The organism is Prochlorococcus marinus str. MIT 0912 (genome assembly GCF_027359595.1).
GTDB lineage: Bacteria > Cyanobacteriota > Cyanobacteriia > PCC-6307 > Cyanobiaceae > Prochlorococcus_B > Prochlorococcus_B marinus_C.
This window is the reverse complement of sequence record NZ_CP114783.1, coordinates 657,690-680,318: the sequence shown is the minus strand read 5'-3', so window position 1 is coordinate 680,318 and position 22,629 is coordinate 657,690. Positions and strand designations below refer to the sequence as shown.

Sequence of the window (22,629 nt, the reverse complement as noted above, 5' to 3'; positions counted from 1 at the left end):
CATGCTATGGCCAAGGATCCCGGCCGAGTTTTAATCTTCGATACGACTTTAAGGGATGGAGAGCAATCCCCTGGTGCGAGTCTTAATTTAGAAGAAAAGTTAGCTATCGCTCAACAATTAGCAAGATTAGGAGTTGATGTTATCGAGGCAGGATTCCCTTTCGCTAGCCCTGGTGATTTTGCTGCAGTTCAGAAAATTGCTGAAAATGTAGGGGGAGAAGAAGGTCCTATTATTTGTGGACTATCTAGAGCCTCAAAACCTGATATAAAAGCTTGTGCTGATGCAATTGCTCCAGCCCCAAGAAAAAGAATTCATACTTTCATTGCAACCAGCGACATTCATCTTGAACATAAATTAAGGAAATCCAGAAAAGAAGTTCTTGATATTGTGCCTGATATGGTTGGATATGCTAAAAGTTTTGTAGAAGATGTTGAATTTTCCTGTGAAGATGCTGCAAGAAGTGATTTAGATTTTCTTTATGAAGTGATTGAATTAGCTATATCTTCAGGTGCAAATACTATAAATATTCCAGATACAGTTGGTTATACAACCCCTTCTGAATTTGGAGATTTAATATTAAATATCAATAAAAATGTTCCAAATATAAATGAAGCGGTTCTTTCCGTTCATGGTCACAATGACTTAGGTCTTGCAGTCGCCAACTTCCTTGAGGCTGTTAAGAGTGGAGCTAGACAGCTTGAATGTACTATTAACGGGATAGGAGAGAGAGCAGGTAATGCTGCTTTAGAAGAATTGATTATGGCTCTTCATGTAAGAAGATCATATTTTAATCCATTTTTTGGCAGGCCTCCTGAATCTCCTACTCCTTTAACAGCAGTTAGAACAGAGGAAATAACTAAGTCCTCTCGTTTGGTCTCTAATTTGACTGGGATGGTAGTACAACCGAATAAAGCAATTGTTGGAGCAAACGCTTTTGCGCATGAATCAGGCATACATCAAGATGGTGTTTTGAAAAATAGGCTTACGTATGAAATTATCGATGCAAAAACAGTTGGGTTGTCCGATAATAAAATTTCTTTAGGAAAATTAAGTGGTAGGAGTGCTGTTCGAGCTAGATTAGAGGACCTTGGATATGATTTGAATAGAGAAGATCTCAATGATGCTTTCGCTAGATTTAAAGACTTAGCAGATAGGAAAAGAGAGATAACAGATCGTGATCTAGAGGCAATTGTTAGTGAACAAGTTCAGCTACCAGAAGCTTTGTTCCAGTTGAAATTGGTTCAAGTTAGTTGTGGTACTTCCCTAAGGCCTACTGCAACCGTAACTGTTATTGGAGAAGAGGGAGAGGAAAAAACCGCTGTCTCTCTCGGAACAGGTCCTGTTGATGCAGTCGTCCGTGCTTTGAATTCTTTAACTGAAGAACCTAATGAGTTGATTGAATTCTCAGTAAAGTCAGTTACTGAAGGAATAGATGCTTTAGGAGAAGTTACTATTCGAATAAGAAGGGATGGGAACCTCTTCTCTGGTCATTCTGCTGATACTGATGTTGTTGTTGCGGCAGCGCAAGCATACATAAATGCGCTTAATAGGTTAGTTGCTGCTCAGGGAAGGAAATCAATTCATCCACAACATGATTTGGCTCAGATAGATAAAAAAGGGGTTTAATAACTTAGCTTTTTAAAAAATTATCATTAAAATTTTTAAAGGTTCCGTAAATTTTTTCCAGATAAATACTGATAATCTATTAATTAAAGATTAATATGTATTGTGACGATTTGATATGTGCACATAAATGGTTTTTAAAAGAAATTTGTATCGACTTGTAGGGCTTGATGGAGCGCCTCACCATGTTCTAGATGCTCCTTATGAAAGTATTGATGCAGCACTCAAGGCTGCAAAAGTGTGGTGCAATGGTCAGGGCTTGAGTTGCAAAATCAAAGATAAAGGTATTGGTGTGCAGGTGCTTGCAGGAAATGGAACTTGGAGGACTGTTTGTTACCCATCCAATTGTTTGCAACTATCTCATGCATAAATAAATTGTTAATGCGACTCTTATGATTTTATTTAAGAGAAAAAATTTTTAAAATGGGTTTAGGAATGCGCGGATACTGGACTCTTACTTGGTTTGGTTTGATCTCAAATACACTTGCAATTCCTTTTATTGCTTATGTAGTTGGATCAGGTCCTCCTCTTCAAACTGCCAATATTACTCTTGCTATTAGTCTTGCTTGGCCAGCTGCAATAACTGGAATTGTAGCTTCAGCAGGTCTATTTGCTCAAAGAGGATGGGGTGTGATTTTATCAATAGTTGCTTTATCAATGACTCTTTCAGGAACCTTGCCTTATGGAATAATCAGATTAATTAAAGTAAATGATTTCTTTGGGATAAGTGGTTTAACTTTGTTAATAGCTTTGCTTAATTTATTAGCTTTACTCTATTGGTGCAGAAGAGGTCATAGAAGAATAAGGCTTTAACTTGTATTTGATATTTCAATAGATCTTGAAGTTGTTACCTTGAATTAAAGCTTGGATATTTTAATCTTCTGTGACGCATTCTTCTCCACACTGAGACAAAAGCTCGAAGTATTATTTCTATTTCTGCTCTCGTTAAACTACTTTCTTTTAATTGACCATCAATCTGACGAGATTGAATTATTTTTCTAACTGTTTTGCATGCATCTTTGTCTGAGGAAGAGGCGTCAAGAGCTCTTAATGCTGCTTCACACCCATCTGCAAGCATAAGTATTCCTGTTTCTTTTGAATGAGGAATAGGCCCTCTATATCTGAAACGTTTTTCAGAGGCAGAAGGATCACTCTCTCTAGCTTTATGAAGAAAATATCCCATTTTTAAAGTACCTTGATGTTCTGGGATGAAATCAGCAATAGGTGATGGAAGTCGATATCTCCTGGCAAGCTTCAATCCTTCGTCTACATGGGCTTGAAGAATATCTGCACTTTTATAGGGGTTTTTTATTTCTTCATGTGGGTTTACTCCATCTTTTTGATTTTCAATAAACCAATTAGGAGCGTGTAATTTACCTACATCATGGTAAAGAGCTCCAGTTCTTATTAAATCAACATCAGCTCCAATGACTCTTGCGCCTTCCTCTGCAAGACTTAAGATTGTTAAAGTATGTTCAAATGTGCCTGGTGCTTCTCTAGATAAACGACGAAGTAAAGGACGTTCTTGATCAGCAAGTTCCATTAATCGTGCTCTAGTAAGCAATCCAAATGTATTTTCTAATATTGGAATAATTAATATTGTTACCATTAGTATTGCACTGATAATAAGTGTCTCATTAAAAAGAGAATTAGGGTCAAAAGATAGACTATTAAAATTTAAGTTTTTCGATTTAATTACTTGATTAAAAACAAACCATTGCCCTAACAATGCGCCAAAAGGTATAAATACCGCTATTTGAAGAACTTGTGCTCGGCTTCTCATTCTTCTACCTAAAAATGCAATAAAGGCACCAGCTATACAAGCAATTATTAGTCTAACTTCACTTAATTCATTAGGAGATGATGGCCATGTCAAACTAGCAGCCGCCATCCATGCTAATGATGTAGTCGTACCTATTCCTTGAGAAAGAAGTAGTGTAGGAGGTAATATTAACTGCATAGGACTTGCTAGCGGCCCAAGCCAGTTTTTTGTTAATTGAACTACGAATAATAAAGTTAAAGATAGTAATCCATGCCTAGCCTTAAGTCTTGGCTTTTCTCTTCTCATAATCATAAGAAGTAATCCACAACTTCCCATAGATTCTGAGAAAGTAATTAACCACTTTAAGGGCCTAGGACTTCTACTTACTTTATTAAAATGTTCTAGAATATCAAATTCTTGTGAGCTTATTGGCTCTCCTTTAATAGATATAATATTGCCTTTTTTTACTTTTATAGTATTTATACCATCTTTATTAATTAGATTTTCAAGTAATATATTTGTTTTTAATTCATCAACTTTTAAATTACTTTTTTGATAAAAACTACTTGATAATATTTTTGAACCTAATGATCTGTTTGGAGAATCTTTTTCACCTAGATCGATTAACTGAAGAGAAGAAGCTTGATTAAGTTGATCATATGCGAGTGTATTAATAATTCCTTGAGAAAGCATTTTTTTTGAAGCATTTTTTATCTCTTCTTTCCATTCCTCCCATTCACTCTCTGAGACATTATCTAGCCAGATTTTCTCTGAATCTGTTGGATTGATTTTATTTAAATCTACTTCTAGATTACGATCTTTTAAAGTACGAAGTTTTTTGATTTTCTGAAAAACACTCTTTTCTAAATTATTTGATTGATTTTTATCTATCACTTGTATAAAACGTTCTTTTAATCTTTGTCTTTTTTCTTTTAAATCTTTTGAGTCTATTACCTTTGCATCTCTGGGAGCTATTTCATTGGATTGAGCAATATCTCCTGGTTTGAGATCGGGAACAGCAAGTAACTTATAACTTGAAAATATTGCTACTAATAGGCAGACCATTAGTAGAACTAACTTATCAGTTGGTGACCAAAGAAGTATTGGACGCCTGGGAGATTGACTCCCTAACCATATCCTCCAAATTTTTTTTGGACTGGGTAGTTTAGCCAAAGAATTTCTCACCTAACGCTAGGTTTAATGCGTTGATTAATTAAAACTTCATTCATTTTATTTATGCCCAAAATTTTAGATGGAAAAAAACTTGCTCAGGAGATTGAACTCATACTTCAACAGGCTATCGAATCTGGGTTGGAAGTTGCGGAACGTCCTCCTGGCCTTGCTGTCCTTAGGGTTGGTAATGATCCTGCAAGTGGAGTTTATGTCAATTACAAGGAAAAAGCATGCGATCGAATAGGTGTTAGAAGTTTTGCAAAGCATTTAAAAGAAGATATTTCATTGGAGGAACTTACAGAAACTATTGAAAGCTTGAATCAAGATAGGAATGTTGATGGAATTTTATTGCAACTTCCGTTACCTGCGCACCTTGATGAGTCTATCTTGCTTAGGAGTATTGATCCTGATAAGGATGCTGATGGTCTACATCCTTTGAACCTAGGAAGATTAATTAAGGGAGAAAAAGGCCCAAGATCATGTACACCTGCGGGTGTTATGTCTCTGCTTAAGCGAAATCAAATAAAAATTGAAGGTAAAAGAGCAGTAGTTGTTGGTCGTAGCATCCTTGTTGGTAAGCCAATGGCTTTAATGCTTGAAGCTGCAAATGCCACTGTCACTGTGGCTCATTCAAGAACTAAAGATTTACCTTCTTTGACTAGGGAGGCCGATTTACTTGTAGTAGCAGCTGGCAAGCCTCATCTGATTGGGAAAAACCATGTCAGCAAGGATTGTGTTGTTATTGATGTAGGTATACATAGACTTCCACCTGATCATGAAAATATGAAAGAGATTAAAAAGACTAAACTTTGTGGAGATGTAAAGATATTTGAAATTGAAGATAAATTAGCTGCTTATTCTCCTGTACCTGGCGGTGTAGGCCCTATGACAGTAACAATGCTATTGGCAAATACGGTTGATAGGTGGCAGAAACATTGTGGATTACCTTTAACTATTAGTCATTTACTTCCATGAATCACAATGTCCTGAGAGAATTGGGAAGAATCGATTTTTTGCATGCAGGAAGCAACCGCTTCTTTTGACTTCGCCGAGTATCTAGAGAAATCTAGAGCTCGCGTTGAAGATGCGCTAGATGCGTCTCTAGGCCCTGAAAAGCCAGAAAAATTAAGAGAATCTATGCGTTACTCTCTTTTGGCTGGAGGCAAGAGATTAAGACCAATACTTTGTCTTGCCGCTTGCGAACTTGCTGGAGGCGAAGTTGAAAAAGCACTGCCTACAGCAGTTGCTCTGGAAATGATACATACAATGTCCCTTATCCATGACGATCTGCCTTCAATGGATAATGACGATCTTCGTCGCGGGCGTCCTACCAATCACAAAGTTTATGGAGATGCGGTAGCAATACTTGCTGGAGATGCTCTATTGACCAGGGCTTTTGAGATGGTATCAATCCGTACAGAGGGAATACCACCAGAGAGACTATTGAAAATAGTAGGTGAGCTTTCTTTAGTGGCAGGGGCTCCTGGGCTGGTGGGAGGACAAGTAGTTGATCTCGATTGTGAAGGGAAAGAAGTGGATTTGGAAACCTTAGAGTACATTCATCTCCACAAAACAGGAGCTCTGCTCAAGGCATGTGTCACTTGCGGAGCATTGATTGGCGGTGCTGATGAAAAGCTTCTTGAAGCATTAAGTGTCTATGCGAAGGGGATTGGCTTGGCATTTCAAATAATTGATGACATTCTTGATGTAACAGCAAGTAGTGAAGTATTAGGTAAAACAGCAGGAAAGGATTTAATTGCTGATAAGACTACTTACCCGAAATTACTCGGTCTTGATGAATCAAGGAAGAGAGCAGATCTTTTAGTCGCCAAAGCAAAAAATGCTCTTGATCCTTGGCTTGAAAAATCAAAACCTCTTCTTGCATTGGCTGATTACATAACAAGCAGAGATAGATGAATATTAATTCAGGTGGAGAATTTCAATTTGTTTTTATTCTTGATAATGCCGTATTGGCCTGGGGATTAGCCGCATGTGGCCTTGCTCAATTTTCTAAATTATTATTTGAATTAATTTTTAAGCAAAGGTGGAGGCCGTCAGTACTCATAGAAACAGGTGGTATGCCTTCAAGTCATTCTGCTCTAGTAACAGGAACCGCTGCAGGAGTTGGACTTCAGCTTGGTTTTGATGACCCAGTATTCGCTTTGGCTTCAACAATTGCTTTTATCGTGATGTATGACGCTTCGGGAATAAGAAGATCTGCAGGCTTAACAGCAGCAAAAGTTAATCAAATTTCAAAAGAAAATTCCAACGAATTGTCTTCAGAAACTACTTTGAAAGAATCTTTGGGGCATACAAAACTCGAGGTTTTGGTCGGAAGTGTCTTTGGGCCAATTGTGGCTTTACCAGGTATTTTCTTCATTGGTTCCCCTTTGCATATTTTGCAAATGATTGGATTAGTTTCTTTGTGAAAGAAGTAAAAGCAATAGAAGATTGTGTTGTTTTAACTAAGGATCAAGAGAAATCTCTTGAATTATTCTGTGAATGGCTTAAGACCCCATATTCTTATAACCCCTTTGTAATGAAAGGCTTTGCGGGAAGTGGAAAAACATATTTATCGATGAAATTATTAAAAAAAGTAGATGAGTTAGGTTTGTGTTGGACCGTAGTAGCACCAACTCATAAAGCTGTAGGTGTATTAAGGGAGGGGTTGAAAAATGAATCTATTAAACCCACATGGTTCCCTTCAACCATTCACCGCTTGCTTCGACTTAAGTTGAAAAGACAGGCGGATGTAGAAATATGTGAAAGAACAGATCAAACCGAGAACTCTTTGGAGAATTTAGGACTCGTTTTAATTGATGAAGCATCAATGATTGATTCCAAATTATTGGAGATAACTCTTGAATGTGGAAGGTTTAACTCGACTCGTTTGGTTTTTGTTGGTGATCCTGCTCAACTCCCACCAGTGGGAGAAACTTCTAGCTCAGTTTTTTTAATGAAAAGATCTGTAAGCACTGAGCTTAGGGAAGTTGTTCGTCATCAAGGACCTGTTCTGAAATTGGCAAAAATAATTAGAGATGGGCAAATCCCTTGTAAGCAGCCACCAATAGTTCCAATTGTTAATTCTGAGAAAGGTAATGTTGGAATATTAGATAGATCAAGTTGGCTTGAAAGAGCCAAATCATCATTGAGGTTATCTTCCTTGGAGGATGATCACGATAGAGCAAGAATTTTGTGCTATACGAATCGTGTCGTTGATAATCTGGTTCCTCATGCAAGAAGAGCTATTCATGGTGAAATGGCAGATCAATATCAGGTTTTACCTGGGGAGGTTTTAATAAGCCGTAAAGCGGTAATGGTAAATGCGTCATTAAATGAGGATGAGCTTGGAGAAGAACCAGATATTTTGATTAGTTCCAATAGAGAGATGGTGGTAGAAGATGTGATTCCAAATAGTTTTGACTTGGCTTCTTTAGGAATACATCAAGATTTTGAAAATCCTTTACCTGTTATTGAGACTCAGATAGCTAAAGTTAGTTGTGATCAAAAAGAATTTTCTTTAAGGTTAATGCCTCAAATAGGTTCTAAGTCTCGTATTGATCTAGACCTTACCCTGAATGAATTGAGCAATCTTGCAAGAGTCAGAGGAAAAAAAAATAGTGCTTCGATTTGGAAACTTTTCTTTTTTATCAGAGATTCATTCGCATCTTTAGGTCCTGCCTCTGTCCTTACAATTCACAGGAGTCAAGGAAGTACTTTTGGAGAAGTGTTCATAACTTCTGACGTATTTTGGCCAAAAGATCTTGAATTTAGAAGAAGGCTTGTATACGTTGCTGTAAGCAGAGCGAGCAAAGGTGTATGGATCGTTGGTGATAATACAAGCAAGACAAATCAAGCTCTTTTAAAGAAATTATTAATCGATTAATTTAGAAAATGCTATTAAAAAAAAATAGATTTTTTTATGCATTACTTATAACACTTCTTTTCCAATTATCTAGAATAAGAGGCGAACTTGCCCAATGTAGATGTATCCAACTTGCATGAATTAAATGATTACAAAAACCTTCATTTTTAATCTCCATATTCCATCCATTGATATCCCATAGTCGATTTATTTTTGAATTATACCTTTCATTCATTATTTCCCAGCGATGAAACTCATGTCCTATTAGTTTATTGCCAGGATTAGTAATAGGACTTTTATTTTTAGTTGTTGTCTCTCTATAACCAATTTTTAAATTACCTTTTTTAGCCTTAAAAGGTAATATACCGGCCATTGAATATTCTTTCCCTTCAAGATCAAATATACTTTTACCCAAAAGCATCATTCCGCCACATTCCGCATAGATAGGAAATTTCTTTGAAAACATTCTTATTGAGTCCAGGCTTTTTTTTGAATTACTTAATTCGATTGCATATCGTTCAGGAAAACCACCAGGAATTATTAATCCTCTAGCTTCTTTTGGAATCTGTTCGTTTTCAATCGGTTTCCAAGTAATAGTTGGCATACCGTTTTCTTCTAATAATTCTTTTGTTTCTTGATATCTAAAATGGAAAGCATCATCTTCAGCGATAGCAACTGGTTGAATAAATACGGAGTCTTTCTTTGGCCGTAAGTTAATTATTTTGCTTTTATATTGTGGAGGTAATAAAAGCTTTCTAAAACTTTTGATATCTAGATAATCTTTGGCTATTGATGCCCACTTTTTAACTTTAAGTTCTAAGTCTAGAATTTCATGGGCTGGAACTAAACCTAAATCCCTTGAGGGAAGATATAAGTCTTTGCATGAAGGAATAGAACCTAATGATTTTATATTGATTTGATCAAGAACCTCCAATAATATTTTTTCATGTCTCTCAGTTTGAACATTATTAAGAACAACGCCTGCAATGTTTAATTCCGTATCGTGTTCTCTAAATCCTTTTATTAAGGCTGCTAGTGATGCAGCCTTCCCCCTAGCATCAACAATAAGGACTACTGGCAGATTTAAAACCTTAGCTAATTCGGCTGTACTACCTCTTGAACTACTGCCAATCCCATCGAATAACCCCATGACCCCTTCAACAAACGAATAATCAGTTAATCCTGCGAAATGAATAAAATTTTCTTTAACCCAAATTTCACCGGAGAGAATTAAATCAAGATTTCGACAAGCTTTGCTTGAGGCCGCGGTAAGTTGTTGAGGGTCTAAATAATCAGGCCCAACTTTAAAAGTCTGAACTGTTTTATCTATACTTTTTAACCAAGAAATTAAAAGAAGACTTAAAAGTGTTTTCCCACTATTACTTGATATCGCAGAGATAACGCATGCCATCTAATGACTAAATTTAGTTAGCTTGATTAACTAAATCAAGCATTTCTTTTGCTATTGGTGTCGCACTCGCAAGTAAAGGACTCGTATTGCCTCTACTGCTGGAAAGTAAACGAGCAACATCATTTTCTAAAGAGTTTTTTTGAATAGGAACGACTTGTTCAATAAGTTCCATTCTTGCCATACCTCCAGCTTCTAATCTCATACACTCGCCGGATTCTGAAGCAAGGATTACACAAATATCGTTTTTTTGTTTGTTTTTAGCTTTTGCAATTAATCTCAAACCAACGATCTGTCCAGGATTTATGCTTGGTTTTCCAATTGGTAGAGAGGTAATACCAACTTCAACAAGAGTTTTGTCAGGACGAAGAAAATTAACTTTCAGCTGATCTTTTTTGAGAAGATGCAATTTTCAAGTTTCCAGTTAAGACGATCGGCAATCCATGCAGCAAGTAAAAGACCTTGAACTGTCTGAGAACCCTCGATATCGATGTCAATTTTTTGTAAATTATCAAGAGAATTTCTTCTTTGAAGTGGATCAAATACCATTGCTAAGGTTTCTCTCCAACCTCTAAGACGAAGCCAATTCAGGTCATTAACAGCCTGTCCAGATTGAATTCTTTGAAGCAATAAATTTAAGCAGACCATTGGTTCTCCTAGAGCAGTATCAATAATTAATCTCCGATTAGGCAGCGCCAGAGCATTTAGGAATTTAGGGGCTTCATCAATTCTTCCATTCCACCACAACCAAGAGGGCAGTTCATCAGGGACAAGACTCTCAACTATTTCAAGACCATCATTGATTGCGGTTTTATTACCTCTTAAAACGATTACGTCGCCACAAGCTGTTTTACCTCCCCCTTCTTCAGGCAGAGGACAATATGCTGCCACCAAAGTTTCTAAATTATTTTCTTTCTCAATTGTTGGTGCAATAGTTATTAATCTTCGAGGTTGCAAATTACTAATTGAGGTGTCAATGTGTTGGCCCCTGAGGTCTTCTACATTTGTAATTAACTCTTCACATTGAATTGACGATTGAACTCTGAAGTCAAGTGGTGAAGTGCTATTAGGAAGATCTCCTTTTAAGATTATTTCTCTAGCAGCCTCTATAAGATCATTCCTTTGACTTCCTACTACGGGACCAGATATTTTTCCAGTTTTGACTAATTTTTGTTCAATCCAAGCCGGTTGCCAGACAATTAAACAAAAGGTATTGGCTCCTTTATCTCCTCGCTCATCATGTGACCAGAGTTGCTCAAGATAAGTAGGAATTTCAGCTGGTGGAAGCTGAAGAGGTGTTTGAAGCGTTAGTTGAGGAGACATTAATTTGTTTCGAATAAAAGATTTAGATTTAATTTCTTTAAGGTCTTCTCCATAGAAGCTGATCTTTCCCAATAAGTAAGTCCGATTCAGTAGGCCCCCATGTCCTTGATTCATATTGATAAACAGGTAATTCCCAGGGAGAATCCTCAATCTTCTCTAGTAGAGGGGTATAAAGACGCCAAGCAGCCTCTACTTCATCGCTTCGAGTAAACAATGTTGGATCTCCAAGCATTGCATCAGCAAGGAGTCTTACATAACCTTCATCAGATGGCTCGCCAAAGGATTCGTCATAAGAAAACTCCATATTTACAGGTCTACTTCTCATCCCAGACCCTGGTGATTTAACCTCAAAACTAAATTCAGCTCCTTCGTTTGGTTGAATCCTAAGAATTAATTGGTTTGACGTTGGACATCCTCCTGCTGCATCAAATAGGTGAACAGGAGCTTCTCTAAATGTTAGAACAACCTCGCTAAGTCTTTTGGCTAATCGTTTCCCTGTCCTTACGTAAAAAGGCACTCCTTGCCATCTCCAATTATCTATGAAAAGTTTCATAGCTACATATGTTTCGGTTGTGCTGTTTGGATTAACACCTGGTTCTTCTCTATATCCAAGTAGTGGATCTTCCTCGCTACCTCCTTTTGAGTACTGTCCCCTAACGCAACATTCCCAAGGTTTTTCTTCATTAGCAAGCTTTACTGCCTGAAGAACTTTGGCTTTCTCATTCCTTATGGCTTCTGGATCAAAATGTCCAGGTGGTTCCATTGCTGTTAGAGCAAGCATTTGAGTCAGGTGGTTTTGAACCATATCTCTTAATGCTCCAGAGGATTCGTAGTATCCAGCTCTATCTTCAACTCCAACTGTTTCAGAACTGGTAATTTGAACACTGGATATATAATTTCTATTCCAAATAGGCTCAAAAATAGTGTTTGCAAATCTGAGAACAAGAATATTTTGAACGGTTTCTTTTCCTAAATAATGATCTATTCGAAATATTTGAGTTTCTTGAGCACAACCTTGAACGAGAGAATTAAGAGACTGAGCGCTATTGAAGTCTCTTCCAAATGGTTTTTCAATTACAACTCTGCTACGTTTTGGATCTTTTAATAATCCTGCGGCAGCTAAAGCTCTACATCCACTTCCATAGAATTTGGGAGATACTGAAAGGTAAAAGGTTCGGTGGCCATGAGTTGCTCTTGACTTATCAATTATTTCAAGTCTCTCCCCAAGCTTTACGAGGTGTTCTGGTTGCTGCAGGTCTACAGGTTCATAGAAAAGATTTTGAGAAAATAGTTCCCATTCCTTTGGACTTTCTGCTATTTGAGAAGAAAGAGCTTCTTCCATTTTTTCTTTAAATATTTCATCTGTCCATGCTCTTCTTGCACAGCCTAAAACTGCAAATTCACTTGGTAATCTTCTTTGCTTAAAAAGCTCAAATAACGCAGGAACAAGTTTCCTGTGCGTTAGATCCCCTGAGGCACCAAAAATAACCAGACATTGAGGAGGAACTACTCTCTCTTGGCGAAGACCTACCCTCAATGGGTTTGTTACTGGCATGCTCATTGATAAATTCCTTGCCAATTAGATGAAAAATATAATCCAAATTGCTTCTGATCATTCCGCCTTTATCTGGTCGTATGTCAAAAACAAAGTTGAAATTTATTCTTTAAATATAGAAAAATTTTTTCTAAATTAATTAATAATTATCGCTTTCCAGACTTTCTTGTTTTTTTAATAAGTCTCAGCATGCCATCTACCAGCTTTTCTAAGTTTAGGTCTAAGTTCTGACCAGTCTAGACCTTTCGCAGCTGCTGCAGTTGTCATTGCTTCATCTATACCTGGCTCCATTCCTTTTAAGCCACATAAATAAATATGAGTTTTAGGATTTTCAATCATATTGAATATTTCTTCCGCGTGTTCAAGAACCCTGTCTTGAATATACATTCTTCCTCCCTTTGAATTCTGTTGTTCTCTGCTGATTGCTTTAGTGTATCTAAGATTCTCAGGGAATTTAGATTTGTAGTGTTCAAAATCTGCATCGTAGAGAAGATTGGCTGTTTTTGGTGCACCCATGAATAGCCAAGCTTTGCCTTTGAAATTCCACTTATGTTTTTCAATTTCAGTAGGTTCAAACATCCTTCTTAAATAAGCTCTCATTGGAGCTATCCCAGTACCTGTAGCAAGCATTATTATGTTTGAATCTTCTTCCTCTGGAAGAAGCATCTCTTTCCCTACAGGTCCACTAATTTTGACTTTATCTCCCGGGGATAAATTGCACAAATAGGTAGAGCAAACACCATTTATTGTTTCACCATCTTTTTCGTACTGAAGTTGGCGAACACATAATGAGAGTGTGTTACCTGCAAAGTTATCGCCATATCTTGTGCTTGCGATTGAATAAAGTCTTGGTCTGTGTGGCTTACCTTTTGCGTCTTCACCTGCTGCAAGTATTCCGCAACTTTGACCTTCAACATATTTGAAATCAGGATCTCCTCCAGATAAATCAAAAGTTATGTGTTGAACTTTCCCTATAGCTCCTTCTTTGAGTGCTGAATAATTTTCAGTTACTGTCCCTGTGAAAGGTGCTTTTGGTTTGTAGGTATTAACTGGTACATCTGCATGAGGTTTCTTTGCAGGTACAGCAGCTTTAGCAGGTGCGGCAGCTTTAGCAGGTGGGGCAGCTTTAGCAGGTGCGGCAGCTTTAGCAGGTGCAGCGGTTTTTTTAGAAGTAGCTGTAACTTTTTCGCTAAAAGCATTCTTGCCAGTCCTCAGCATTGCACCAAAAGAATATTGCCTGCGTATTAGGTAGAAAAAACCAATTATGATAGGAATATGTGCAAGACCACCAATAACTACCTTTGTCTCTGAGTAAGCCATAAAAACTTAAATTAGAACGTGAGATTACCAAGAAGAGGTTACATTTAGCTCTTTTATCTTGATATTGCTAATTTATTAGTTCATCTTTTTAGACCGTCACAAGATAATTCTTTACTCAGATCGAGTTATCTAAAGGGGTTTTTAGTGTTTGTGCTTTTTTTATTAACTGAATATTTTTTTTCTATGTTTGTCTTATTTGATGTTCCATTGGTCAAACATTTATATAAAGACGTGATTACCAGTAAATTAAAGCTGTAAAAAAAACTTCAATAGGGAATTGCCCAATAAGTAAGGTTTAAATACATTTTATTTATAGCCCCAAGGGGATTCGAACCCCTGTCGCCTCCGTGAAAGGGAGGTGTCCTAGGCCTCTAGACGATGGGGCCGGGTGAAGTGATAAATCACTCAATAAGTAATTGTTATCACATTTGAAAGTTACGGGCCAACCTTGCCACTCGTCAAGGCTTCTTGATCCTTATTTTGGCCACGCCATACGGGAACGGTGAAGTAGAAACATGCGCCTTCAGTTGGTTTAGAAACCACCCAGATCTTTCCACCATGGACTTCAACAATTCTTCTGCAAACTGAAAGACCAATGCCAAAGCCGATTGTCTCTTGAGAAGTTTGTGGAAGTCTGACTCGATCAACAAATATTCTTTGTTGTTCTTCTGGGGGAATTCCAGGTCCATTATCTCGAACTATTACTTCAACCCATTGATTTGTTCTGTGAAGCATTGTTATAAAAATTTCACCTTTGTCTTCGGAAAATTTCAAAGCATTTTCTATGAGGTTTAACAAAACTTGCATCATTCTTCGTTGATCTGCGAAAACAGAGGGTAAATCAGATGGTATGTCTGTATTTATTTTTATTTTGCGGTTGAGCCATAGCTTCTCAAGCTCGAGTATTGCTTCAGCAGCAATATTAGCGAGATCAACTTTTTGAGGGTTAAACAAAGTTTCCCATCTAGTACTTCCAACTTCTAACAAGTCTTTTGAGAGTAGTTCAATTTCTTCTAGCCTTCTTTTTAAGACCTCTTGAAATTTAGACATAGTGATTTGTCCGAGTTTTTGACTTTGAAGAGCTAAGCCAGCTGCCGTTAATGGAGTCCTTAATTCATGAGCAACCATTCTTAGGAGACTTTCTTGCGAATGTATTTTTTTTGTGAGTGCTTCGTTTTCTTGTCGAAGAACTAGAAGATCATCCTCAAGAAGAAGTTCTCTTTGGGTTTGATCTGATTCAATCGTTTTAGCTCTAAGATTTATTCCTACTCCGTTAATTAGCCCTTCATGTTGCCATCTTGGAACCCAAGTTTTAACCTGTGAAAAGATAGAAGTCCCAGCAAAAATCTGTTTAGGTGAAGGTTCTAATTTTATTAGTGCAGGAAGAGCTACTAATCTATATAGCTCTAGTAATTCAGGGTTATCAGAAGGATCTGAGAATTCTAAAACAACGTCAAACCCACAATCTTCTTTTTCCAAAAATTCTATTAACGAAAGAATATCTCTCCTTGTGAGATGGTGGCGAGATGCCACAAGCAACAGTTTTAACTGCCGTCTATCGTTAGCTTCGGCACTATCCACAGTGTCGAGCAATCTAAATAATTACGCATACCTTAAGGTAATGAGACTCGTTTTAGGTATTAGCTAATAATTAAGTGAATACTTCTTAAATCTCTTAGTTCCAGGAAATGGCTATTTCTCATTCATCTGGTATTGGAAGAAATAGAAGTTCTTCAGTAGGTATTGATAGACTTAGGATTGACTTTGATAGTAATTTAAGGCGATGGTTTGGTCGTAATATTGGTATTTGGCATTCTAAAAGACAATATTTTTTTGATGAAGAAAAGGCTATTAACTTGGAGATGTACATAAATGTCAGCAGGTTAATTCAAAGTGATTCGGAATTTGAAAGTTATCGGTTTAAGTGGTGGTGCGAGGATGAAAATGATTTTTTTATCAAAAGACCAACCTATAAAAGCGAAGGAGAAATAACTGCTCGACTTCAAGGTCATCAACTAATACGTGATTGTTCTTATTTATCTGATTCCTCAGCTATTTCCAACATTAGGCAAGTTGATGAACACGAATTGATATTTGAGTCAAATTACGATAATTGGCACGTATTAGAACACACTCGCTTAATAGACCAAGATAAATTTAGATCTAGAACTATTTATAGTTGGTTTAATGATAAGTTGAAAATAGTCGAAAATCACCATGAAATAAGGATTAAGAATCCCAACTGACAAGTTTAGAAAATCTATTTTGATGGACCTTAATGTATATTATATATTTAATTTGCAAGTGAAGAATTTTTAGTAAATTTTTTGCTGAATAAGATTTTTTTTATTGGCTAAAATCACTTGAGAAAAATGAAAAAATCTCCAAGAAAAACAATCTTGGCTATGTCTTTTTTTGTCGCTTCAATACTTTTATCAAGCTGTAGTTCCTCCATAAAGTCAGAATCTAACCCCATTAAAACTAGCTCTGATAAAAAGGAAGTTAATTTTAAACCTGCTAGTGATGAAGATATCTTTTTATACAGACAAATAGGAATTAGCTATCTGTGTATGGCAAGACAGATTGAAGTTGAATTTCCTAAAGCTATTTCCTTGGCAGCAAAAAATTATGCATTGCTTATTTCAAGTCGACATGGGGGACTTATTAAAGAATTAGGAAAAGAAAAAATACCAGAGAAAAATATTTATAATGGAGCGATTTTACAACTTCTTGATGGTGCAATTAAAAATTGTCCCGATATGGTACCAGAAGAGGATAAGAAGAAATTCTTAAAAACGGTTGAACAATTAAACCAAAAAAAATAGATTTAATTTTTAAATAAATTATTTAATATGTCAGCTCAGAAATCTATTAAATTATCAGACTATACTGAATATCCTTATTTAATACCAAGTATATATCTGGACTTTGATATTGGCGATGAGTATGTCGTTGTTCAATCTTCAATGATAATCAAGCCAAAGCAAAAAGTATCTTCAAAGCTTATTCTTCAGGGTAATCAAATTAAATTGTTATCAATATCAATAAATGGAAAAGAATTGAAGTTAGAAGAATATTCAATTTCTGATGAAAGTTTGATTATAGATACTCCTCCTGTGTCAGAATTTCAATTAAAAATTAGATCTCAAATAGACCCTTTTAGCAATACATCACTTGAAGGGTTGTACTTAAGCTCAGGAATGCTAACAACACAATGTGAGGCTGAAGGGTTTAGAAGTATTTGTTATCATCCTGATAGGCCAGATATCTTAAGTAGGTATACAGTAAGAATTGAGGCAGACAGGGAGTTATATCCTGTTTTATTATCTAATGGTAATGAAAAGAATTCAGGTAATTTAAAGAATAATCAGCGTAGACATGAAATTATATGGGAAGATCCTTTCCCAAAACCATGCTATTTATTTGCTTTAGTTGCTGGCAAATTAAATTCAGTATCAGATATATATTTTACAAATACGGGAAGATCGATTGATATTAAAATATATGTGGAACCAGGAGATGAAAAATATACAAAACATGCCGTAATATCTCTAAAAAAAGCAATGAAATGGGATGAGGATAATTATGGCCTTGAATATGATTTAGATGAATATAAAATTGTTGCCGTTAGGCATTTTAATATGGGAGCAATGGAAAATAAGGGACTAAACATTTTCAATTCAAAGTTGGTATTGGCTGACTCAAAGACCGCGACTGATGATGAATTAGAGAGAATAGAAAGTGTAATAGCACACGAATATTTTCATAATTGGACTGGGAATAGAATTACATGTCGAGATTGGTTTCAGCTTTCATTAAAAGAAGGCTTGACAGTTTTTAGAGATCAATCTTTCACTTCAGATCTTCATAGTGCAGGACTTAAAAGAATAGAAGATGTCTCATTTCTTAGGAATTTTCAATTTGCTGAAGATAAGAGTCCTACTTCACATGCGGTGAAGCCTAAAGAGTATATAGATATTGATAATTTCTATACAACAACAATCTATGAAAAAGGTGCTGAGTTGATAAGAATGCTTCAGCTATTGCTAGGCAAAGAAAAATTTTTTAAAGGTATTAATCTCTATATTAAAACTTTTGATGGTAGCGCTGCTACTACAGAGGATTTCATTAATTCATTAATAAAAGGAGCTTATTTAGAAGAAATAAATTGTCCTTTTGATTTAACAAAATTTCTTAATTGGTATTATAAAGCAGGTACTCCAAAAGTTTATATAAGTCAATCTTGGGATTCAAAAAATTCAATTTTGAATGTTTCTTTTGAGCAGAAAATAGATTGTGATACAACTAATAAAAATATTGAAATGGTTATACCAATTCTTTATTCTTGTTATAGTAGAAAAAAAGGTTCTATACCTATAGCTGAGGATAATTTATTTGTTTTAGATAAAAATAAAATGAGTCTACAAATTAAGACTCCCCCAGGTGAGAAAGAGGCTCCAGTTTTATCACTTTTTAGAGGTTTTTCTTCACCTGTCCTTTGGGAATCTGATTTAACTATAGATGATTATCTTTACCTTTTCTTAAATGATAATGATTATTTTTCTAGGTGGGACTCCGGTCAGTATTTGATGCGCGAAATAATTAGAACTAGGCTTTTTAATAAAGCAAATCAATCATTGGAAGATAGGTTTATTTCTGCAATTAAACAATCCATAAACTCTTTAGAAATTAATGATCCTTTTTTCTTGGCAACTCTATTAACAATACCTGGCTTCGCAGAATTGGAATCTTTACTGAATAAAGTGGATCCAATAAATATTTATAGAGAGTCATTAAAATTTCAAATTTTAATTGGTAATGAAATTCTTCAGCAGCTGAGAATACTAGCTAAAAATTTATTTGTTAAGGTTGGCCATGAATGGCCAATGGGTAAAGGAGAAAGAAAACTTTTAGGAATTGCTTGGTCTTATTTAACGCTTGCAGGCGATAAAAACGTTCAGAAGACTTGTGTTGAATCAATAAGTCATTATTCAATGACTATTTCAAGGACAGCTTTGAGTGCATTAAAGCCACTTGATAACGTTAATACTGAAAAAGCTTCTAATTTGTTTTATAACCTTTGGAAAGATAATCCAGTAGTTTTAGATTCATGGTTTGCTTATGAGGCTTCAAGACCTAATAAGCAAGGAATTGATGGTATTGAAAAATTACTATCACATTCTAAATTTGATTGGAAGGCCCCAAATTCAATAAGAGCTGTTCTAGGAGGATTTAGTAAAAACATTGAGTTATTTCATTCTCTTGATGGAGAAGGTTATTTATTTATGGCTGAGAAATTAATACAGGTAGATAAAATCAATCCAATAACGGCTTCAAGAATGGTCAAAATTTTTAGTAAATGGAAAACTTATGTAGAAAAGAATAAGGAAGGAATGTATAAATCTATATTAAAACTAAATCAAGCGAATATATCTTCAAATACAAGAGAAGTAGTGGAACTAATTTTGAAGTAAATTTAGTTAATTATCTGAACATTGAGCTAACAGAACTTTCTTCATGAATTCTCCAAATAGCTTCACCAAGCATATTTGCAACTGATAAGACCTTTAATTGTGGAAAATTTAAATTATTCGGTACTGGAATACTATTAGTCACAATAACTTGTTCAAAAAGACCTTCTTTTGAAAGTCTCTCATATGCAGGTGGAGAGAAAACCGCATGAGATGCACATGCAATAACTTTTTTTGCACCCTCTTTCCTAAGTAATTCAGCTCCGGCACAAATCGTACCTCCAGTGTCAATCATGTCATCAATCAATATTGCAGTTTTACCTGAGACTTCCCCAATCACTGTGAGGCTTTCGGCAACATTATGCCCGGACCTACGCTTGTCAATAATGGCTAGAGGTGAGTCTTCCATTTGCTTAGCAAAAGCTCTTGCTCTGGCTACACCCCCTACATCCGGTGAGACGACTACGATCTCATCAAGTTTCATTGTTGATAGATAATCAACTAAAACAGGTGAACCATATATGTGATCGCAGGGGATATCGAAATAACCTTGGATTTGCGCCGAATGCAAATCCATTGCAAGTACTCTATCTACGCCTGATTTGACAAGAATATTTGCGGTTAGTTTCGCAGTTATTGACTCTCTACCTGCAGTCTTTCTGTCCGCTCTGGCGTAACCAAAGTAAGGAATTACAGCTGTAATTTGCCTAGCAGATGCTCTCTTGCAGGCATCCACCATGATCATCAGCTCCATTAAGCTGTCATTAACAGGAGCACATGTTGGCTGTATAAGAAAAACATCACATCCTCTAATTGATTGCTGGATTTGAACATAAAGCTCCCCATCCGCAAACCTTTTTGAAACTAGAGGAACATTAGTTACCCCCATATAAGTCGCAATTTCTTTGGCTAATGCTGTATTGGATGTCCCGCTAATTAATCTGAGTCTATTAGTGTCATGCTTGAGATTAGTAGACTCAGGTTGTACTGCAGTAATAAAACTGGTCACGGTTCCACCGCAAGCAAGAAATAATATTACTAATCTACTTTATGTTGATACATGATCATCTAAAAGCTCTTTTTTATTTTTTCTTATAAAACTTGATTCTCTTCTTTGAAATGTTGAAACATTGCCCTGTCTTATGTTTTGGGTGGTTGAGTAAAAGAGATCTCATCTGAAGAATTTCCTTTTGAAAACATTAATAAGTTGTCCTCAAGTAAAGGCTTAAAGTTTATTAAGGGTGATTTTGCTAAGAATCAAGGCTAAAGAAAGCTTGATTTAGGTATATTAGGCATTTAAAGAGTTGGAATCGTTTTGAATTAAAAAATATAAATCCTAAGTTATAGTCTTCGCTTTTGTTGATGGCTAACTCTAAGTCATATTAAGCCTTTCAACTAAATAATGCTATTTGCCTCAAATATATTCACTATTTTGTTTTAACTATTGAAAAATTTTAGTTTTTCTCAAATAAATGTTTAAATTATTAATAGGTTTGTTAATATAAAATTACTAAAAATATTTTTTTGATATTTAAGAAAAAGATTTCCCATTTCACAATGGAATCCATTTTAAAATTAATAAAAAAATAGCATTATTAGTATTTATTTACTATTTTTTTGAGATAACAAAAAGTGAAATTGGAAAGAACTTCAGGAATCCTTCTTCATCCAACCTCGTTACCTGAGAGTCCAATCTGTGGTGGTTTTGGTAACTCCGCTCGGGTATGGCTTAATGAACTTGCTTCATCTGGGGTAGGCGTTTGGCAGTTTTTACCACTTGCTCCTACTGATTCATTTGGATCGCCTTATAGTTCTCCATCAAGCTTTGCTTTTAACCCATGGTTCCTTGATCAAAATGATCTATTGAAAGAAGGTTTTTTGAATAATAATATAGAAAAATATTCTTCCAAAAATGACTCTTTTGATAAGAGAGTTGATTTTCAATTAGCTAATGCAAAAGTTAAGTTCTTACGCTCTTCTTTGGTTGATTGTTGGGACAATCAAAATAGAACTATTCAAGAAGAATTTGAAAAATGGTGTTCAAGTCAATTTTGGTTAGATGATCATTCCATATTTATGGAACTTAAGATTCAAAATAATGATCTTCCATGGTGGGAATGGCCAGATAAATATGCACTTCGGGATAAGAAAGAATTAGCAATTTGGAAAAAAGATAACCAAAAAGAATTGTTAGGACATAATTTGCTTCAATGGCATTTAGACAGACAGTGGAAATTAATTAGAAGACTTGCAAAAAATCTTGGGATTTTATTGTTTGGAGACGTTCCTTTTTATGTATCAAAAGATAGTGCGGATGTATGGAGTAATCGATCGTTATTTTCTATTTTAACTAATTCAGCTACATACCTTCAAAGCGGCGTGCCGCCTGATTATTTCTCTGAGACTGGGCAGCTTTGGGGAACCCCTGTATATCGTTGGAGTAGGCACAAAGCTAGTAAATATAGATGGTGGAGAAAAAGGATTTCAAGGCATCTAGAACAGGTTGATTTTTTACGTCTTGATCATTTTCGTGCTCTTGAAGCTTTTTGGGCAGTTCCAGGTAAAGATAAAACAGCTGAGAATGGTTTTTGGTTGCCTTCCCCTGGAAAAGAAATACTTGGTTTGATCAAAAAAGATTGTAGTGGTTTGCTTCCTTTGGTGGCTGAAGATTTGGGTCTCATAACTTCAAAAGTTGAAAAGTTACGTGATGATTATGAATTAGCAGGAATGAAGATACTTCAATTTGCTTTTGATGGGAATTTAGATAATCCTTATTTGCCGGAAAACATTAAAGATGAAAATTGGATTGTTTATACCGGGACACACGATAATGCAACTTCTCTAGGTTGGTGGAGAGAAATGGATCAAGATAGAAAAGAGCAAATCAGACAAAGGTTTGGTGATTATGAGAATTTCTCTTCTTGGGAATTGATTCGAATTGGTATGGAAACTAAAGCCAAATTATTTGTAGCTCCTATGCAAGATTTATTAAATCTTGATGATAGCTCTAGATTAAATAAACCTGGCACAATAGAAAATAATTGGTCATGGAGATTATCTAGAAATGATTTGAATATTAAAGAATCTTTAAGAAGGTATGGTGATTTGGCTAAGGCAAATAAAAGATAA

At 35.7% G+C, this 22,629-nt stretch carries 17 protein-coding genes, 1 tRNA gene and 1 pseudogene; 11 read left to right on the top strand and 8 right to left on the bottom strand.

Annotation, left to right across the window (positions count from 1 at the left end; translation table 11 throughout):
* Positions 1–6: 6 nt before the first annotated feature.
* The 3 genes from O5640_RS04225 to O5640_RS04215 all read left to right on the top strand — a co-directional run bounded on the left by O5640_RS04225 (position 7) and on the right by O5640_RS04215 (position 2,436).
* Positions 7–1,626: a 2-isopropylmalate synthase gene (locus O5640_RS04225; protein WP_269613403.1), complete on the top strand. Its 1,620-nt coding sequence runs from the start codon at positions 7–9 to the stop codon at positions 1,624–1,626.
* A 127-nt stretch (positions 1,627–1,753) separates the two neighbouring features.
* Positions 1,754–1,993, top strand: a complete 240-nt coding sequence (locus O5640_RS04220) for a hypothetical protein (RefSeq protein ID WP_269613402.1) — start codon at positions 1,754–1,756, stop codon at positions 1,991–1,993.
* 65 nt (positions 1,994–2,058) lie between these two features.
* The gene (locus tag O5640_RS04215) at positions 2,059–2,436 is read left to right on the top strand and encodes a hypothetical protein (protein ID WP_269613400.1); all 378 of its coding nucleotides are present in this window, start codon (positions 2,059–2,061) and stop codon (positions 2,434–2,436) included.
* Positions 2,437–2,470: 34 nt separating this feature from the next.
* Here the strand turns inward: O5640_RS04215 and O5640_RS04210 are convergent, their stop codons facing one another.
* Positions 2,471–4,558 carry an HDIG domain-containing metalloprotein gene (locus tag O5640_RS04210; RefSeq protein WP_420063696.1) on the bottom strand — a complete coding sequence of 696 codons (2,088 nt, stop codon included), beginning with the start codon at positions 4,556–4,558 and terminating at the stop codon, positions 2,471–2,473.
* Positions 4,559–4,621: 63 nt separating this feature from the next.
* Between O5640_RS04210 and folD the strand changes: the two genes are divergently transcribed.
* Genes folD through O5640_RS04190 form a run of 4 tightly spaced genes read left to right on the top strand, consistent with a single transcriptional unit; the run spans position 4,622 to position 8,444 of the window.
* Positions 4,622–5,533: a bifunctional methylenetetrahydrofolate dehydrogenase/methenyltetrahydrofolate cyclohydrolase FolD gene (folD, locus tag O5640_RS04205; RefSeq protein WP_269613399.1), complete on the top strand. Its 912-nt coding sequence runs from the start codon at positions 4,622–4,624 to the stop codon at positions 5,531–5,533.
* A 42-nt stretch (positions 5,534–5,575) separates the two neighbouring features.
* Positions 5,576–6,475, top strand: coding sequence for a geranylgeranyl diphosphate synthase CrtE (gene crtE / locus O5640_RS04200; protein ID WP_269613398.1), 900 nt, complete (start codon positions 5,576–5,578; stop codon positions 6,473–6,475).
* Positions 6,472–6,987: a divergent PAP2 family protein gene (locus tag O5640_RS04195; protein ID WP_269613397.1), complete on the top strand. Its 516-nt coding sequence runs from the start codon at positions 6,472–6,474 to the stop codon at positions 6,985–6,987. Before crtE ends, O5640_RS04195 begins: the two co-directional genes overlap by 4 nt.
* On the top strand, positions 6,984–8,444 hold the full coding sequence (locus O5640_RS04190; protein WP_269613396.1) for an ATP-dependent DNA helicase: 1,461 nt from the start codon (positions 6,984–6,986) through the stop codon (positions 8,442–8,444). Before O5640_RS04195 ends, O5640_RS04190 begins: the two co-directional genes overlap by 4 nt.
* A gap of 34 nt (positions 8,445–8,478) precedes the next feature.
* On the opposite strand, the gene O5640_RS04185 is transcribed toward O5640_RS04190, so the two are convergent.
* The 6 genes and pseudogenes from O5640_RS04185 to O5640_RS04160 all read right to left on the bottom strand — a co-directional run bounded on the left by O5640_RS04185 (position 8,479) and on the right by O5640_RS04160 (position 15,610).
* Entirely contained in the window at positions 8,479–9,834 is a 1,356-nt protein-coding gene (locus O5640_RS04185) for a cobyrinate a,c-diamide synthase (protein ID WP_269613395.1), read from the bottom strand.
* A gap of 13 nt (positions 9,835–9,847) precedes the next feature.
* Positions 9,848–11,154, bottom strand: a pseudogene (locus O5640_RS04180) (glucose-6-phosphate dehydrogenase assembly protein OpcA).
* A 37-nt stretch (positions 11,155–11,191) separates the two neighbouring features.
* Complete coding sequence (gene zwf / locus O5640_RS04175; protein WP_269613394.1) at positions 11,192–12,715, bottom strand: glucose-6-phosphate dehydrogenase; 1,524 nt, start codon at positions 12,713–12,715, stop codon at positions 11,192–11,194.
* A 168-nt stretch (positions 12,716–12,883) separates the two neighbouring features.
* A complete protein-coding gene (locus O5640_RS04170; protein ID WP_269613393.1) occupies positions 12,884–14,029 on the bottom strand; it encodes an FAD-binding oxidoreductase in 1,146 nt (381 codons plus the stop codon).
* Between the two features lie 313 nt (positions 14,030–14,342).
* A tRNA-Glu gene (locus O5640_RS04165) sits at positions 14,343–14,415 on the bottom strand.
* Between the two features lie 49 nt (positions 14,416–14,464).
* On the bottom strand, positions 14,465–15,610 hold the full coding sequence (locus tag O5640_RS04160; protein WP_269613792.1) for a histidine kinase: 1,146 nt from the start codon (positions 15,608–15,610) through the stop codon (positions 14,465–14,467).
* A gap of 107 nt (positions 15,611–15,717) precedes the next feature.
* Between O5640_RS04160 and O5640_RS04155 the strand changes: the two genes are divergently transcribed.
* The 3 genes from O5640_RS04155 to pepN all read left to right on the top strand — a co-directional run bounded on the left by O5640_RS04155 (position 15,718) and on the right by pepN (position 19,503).
* A complete protein-coding gene (locus tag O5640_RS04155; protein ID WP_269613391.1) occupies positions 15,718–16,275 on the top strand; it encodes a hypothetical protein in 558 nt (185 codons plus the stop codon).
* A 126-nt stretch (positions 16,276–16,401) separates the two neighbouring features.
* Positions 16,402–16,854 (top strand): Villin headpiece domain-containing protein, encoded by a 453-nt coding sequence (locus tag O5640_RS04150; protein WP_269613389.1) that lies wholly within the window; start codon positions 16,402–16,404, stop codon positions 16,852–16,854.
* Between the two features lie 27 nt (positions 16,855–16,881).
* Entirely contained in the window at positions 16,882–19,503 is a 2,622-nt protein-coding gene (gene pepN, locus O5640_RS04145) for an aminopeptidase N (RefSeq protein ID WP_269613388.1), read from the top strand.
* Between the two features lie 10 nt (positions 19,504–19,513).
* Here pepN and O5640_RS04140 read toward each other — a convergent pair whose 3' ends face one another.
* Positions 19,514–20,509: a ribose-phosphate pyrophosphokinase gene (locus tag O5640_RS04140; RefSeq protein WP_269613387.1), complete on the bottom strand. Its 996-nt coding sequence runs from the start codon at positions 20,507–20,509 to the stop codon at positions 19,514–19,516.
* A 623-nt stretch (positions 20,510–21,132) separates the two neighbouring features.
* Here O5640_RS04140 and malQ point away from each other — a divergent pair.
* Complete coding sequence (malQ, locus tag O5640_RS04135; protein ID WP_269613386.1) at positions 21,133–22,629, top strand: 4-alpha-glucanotransferase; 1,497 nt, start codon at positions 21,133–21,135, stop codon at positions 22,627–22,629.

Excerpts from the sequence above, each read along its gene's own strand:
- O5640_RS04225 (WP_269613403.1), top strand. The coding sequence starts at position 7 with ATGGCCAAGGATCCCGGCCGAGTTTTAATCTTCGATACGACTTTAAGG.
- O5640_RS04220 (WP_269613402.1), top strand. The coding sequence starts at position 1,754 with ATGGTTTTTAAAAGAAATTTGTATCGACTTGTAGGGCTTGATGGAGCG.
- O5640_RS04215 (WP_269613400.1), top strand. The coding sequence starts at position 2,059 with ATGCGCGGATACTGGACTCTTACTTGGTTTGGTTTGATCTCAAATACA.
- folD (WP_269613399.1), top strand. The coding sequence starts at position 4,622 with ATGCCCAAAATTTTAGATGGAAAAAAACTTGCTCAGGAGATTGAACTC.
- crtE (WP_269613398.1), top strand. The coding sequence starts at position 5,576 with ATGCAGGAAGCAACCGCTTCTTTTGACTTCGCCGAGTATCTAGAGAAA.
- O5640_RS04195 (WP_269613397.1), top strand. The coding sequence starts at position 6,472 with ATGAATATTAATTCAGGTGGAGAATTTCAATTTGTTTTTATTCTTGAT.
- O5640_RS04185 (WP_269613395.1), bottom strand. The coding sequence starts at position 9,834 with ATGGCATGCGTTATCTCTGCGATATCAAGTAATAGTGGGAAAACACTT.
- zwf (WP_269613394.1), bottom strand. The coding sequence starts at position 12,715 with ATGAGCATGCCAGTAACAAACCCATTGAGGGTAGGTCTTCGCCAAGAG.
- O5640_RS04170 (WP_269613393.1), bottom strand. The coding sequence starts at position 14,029 with ATGGCTTACTCAGAGACAAAGGTAGTTATTGGTGGTCTTGCACATATT.
- O5640_RS04155 (WP_269613391.1), top strand. The coding sequence starts at position 15,718 with ATGGCTATTTCTCATTCATCTGGTATTGGAAGAAATAGAAGTTCTTCA.
- O5640_RS04150 (WP_269613389.1), top strand. The coding sequence starts at position 16,402 with ATGAAAAAATCTCCAAGAAAAACAATCTTGGCTATGTCTTTTTTTGTC.
- pepN (WP_269613388.1), top strand. The coding sequence starts at position 16,882 with ATGTCAGCTCAGAAATCTATTAAATTATCAGACTATACTGAATATCCT.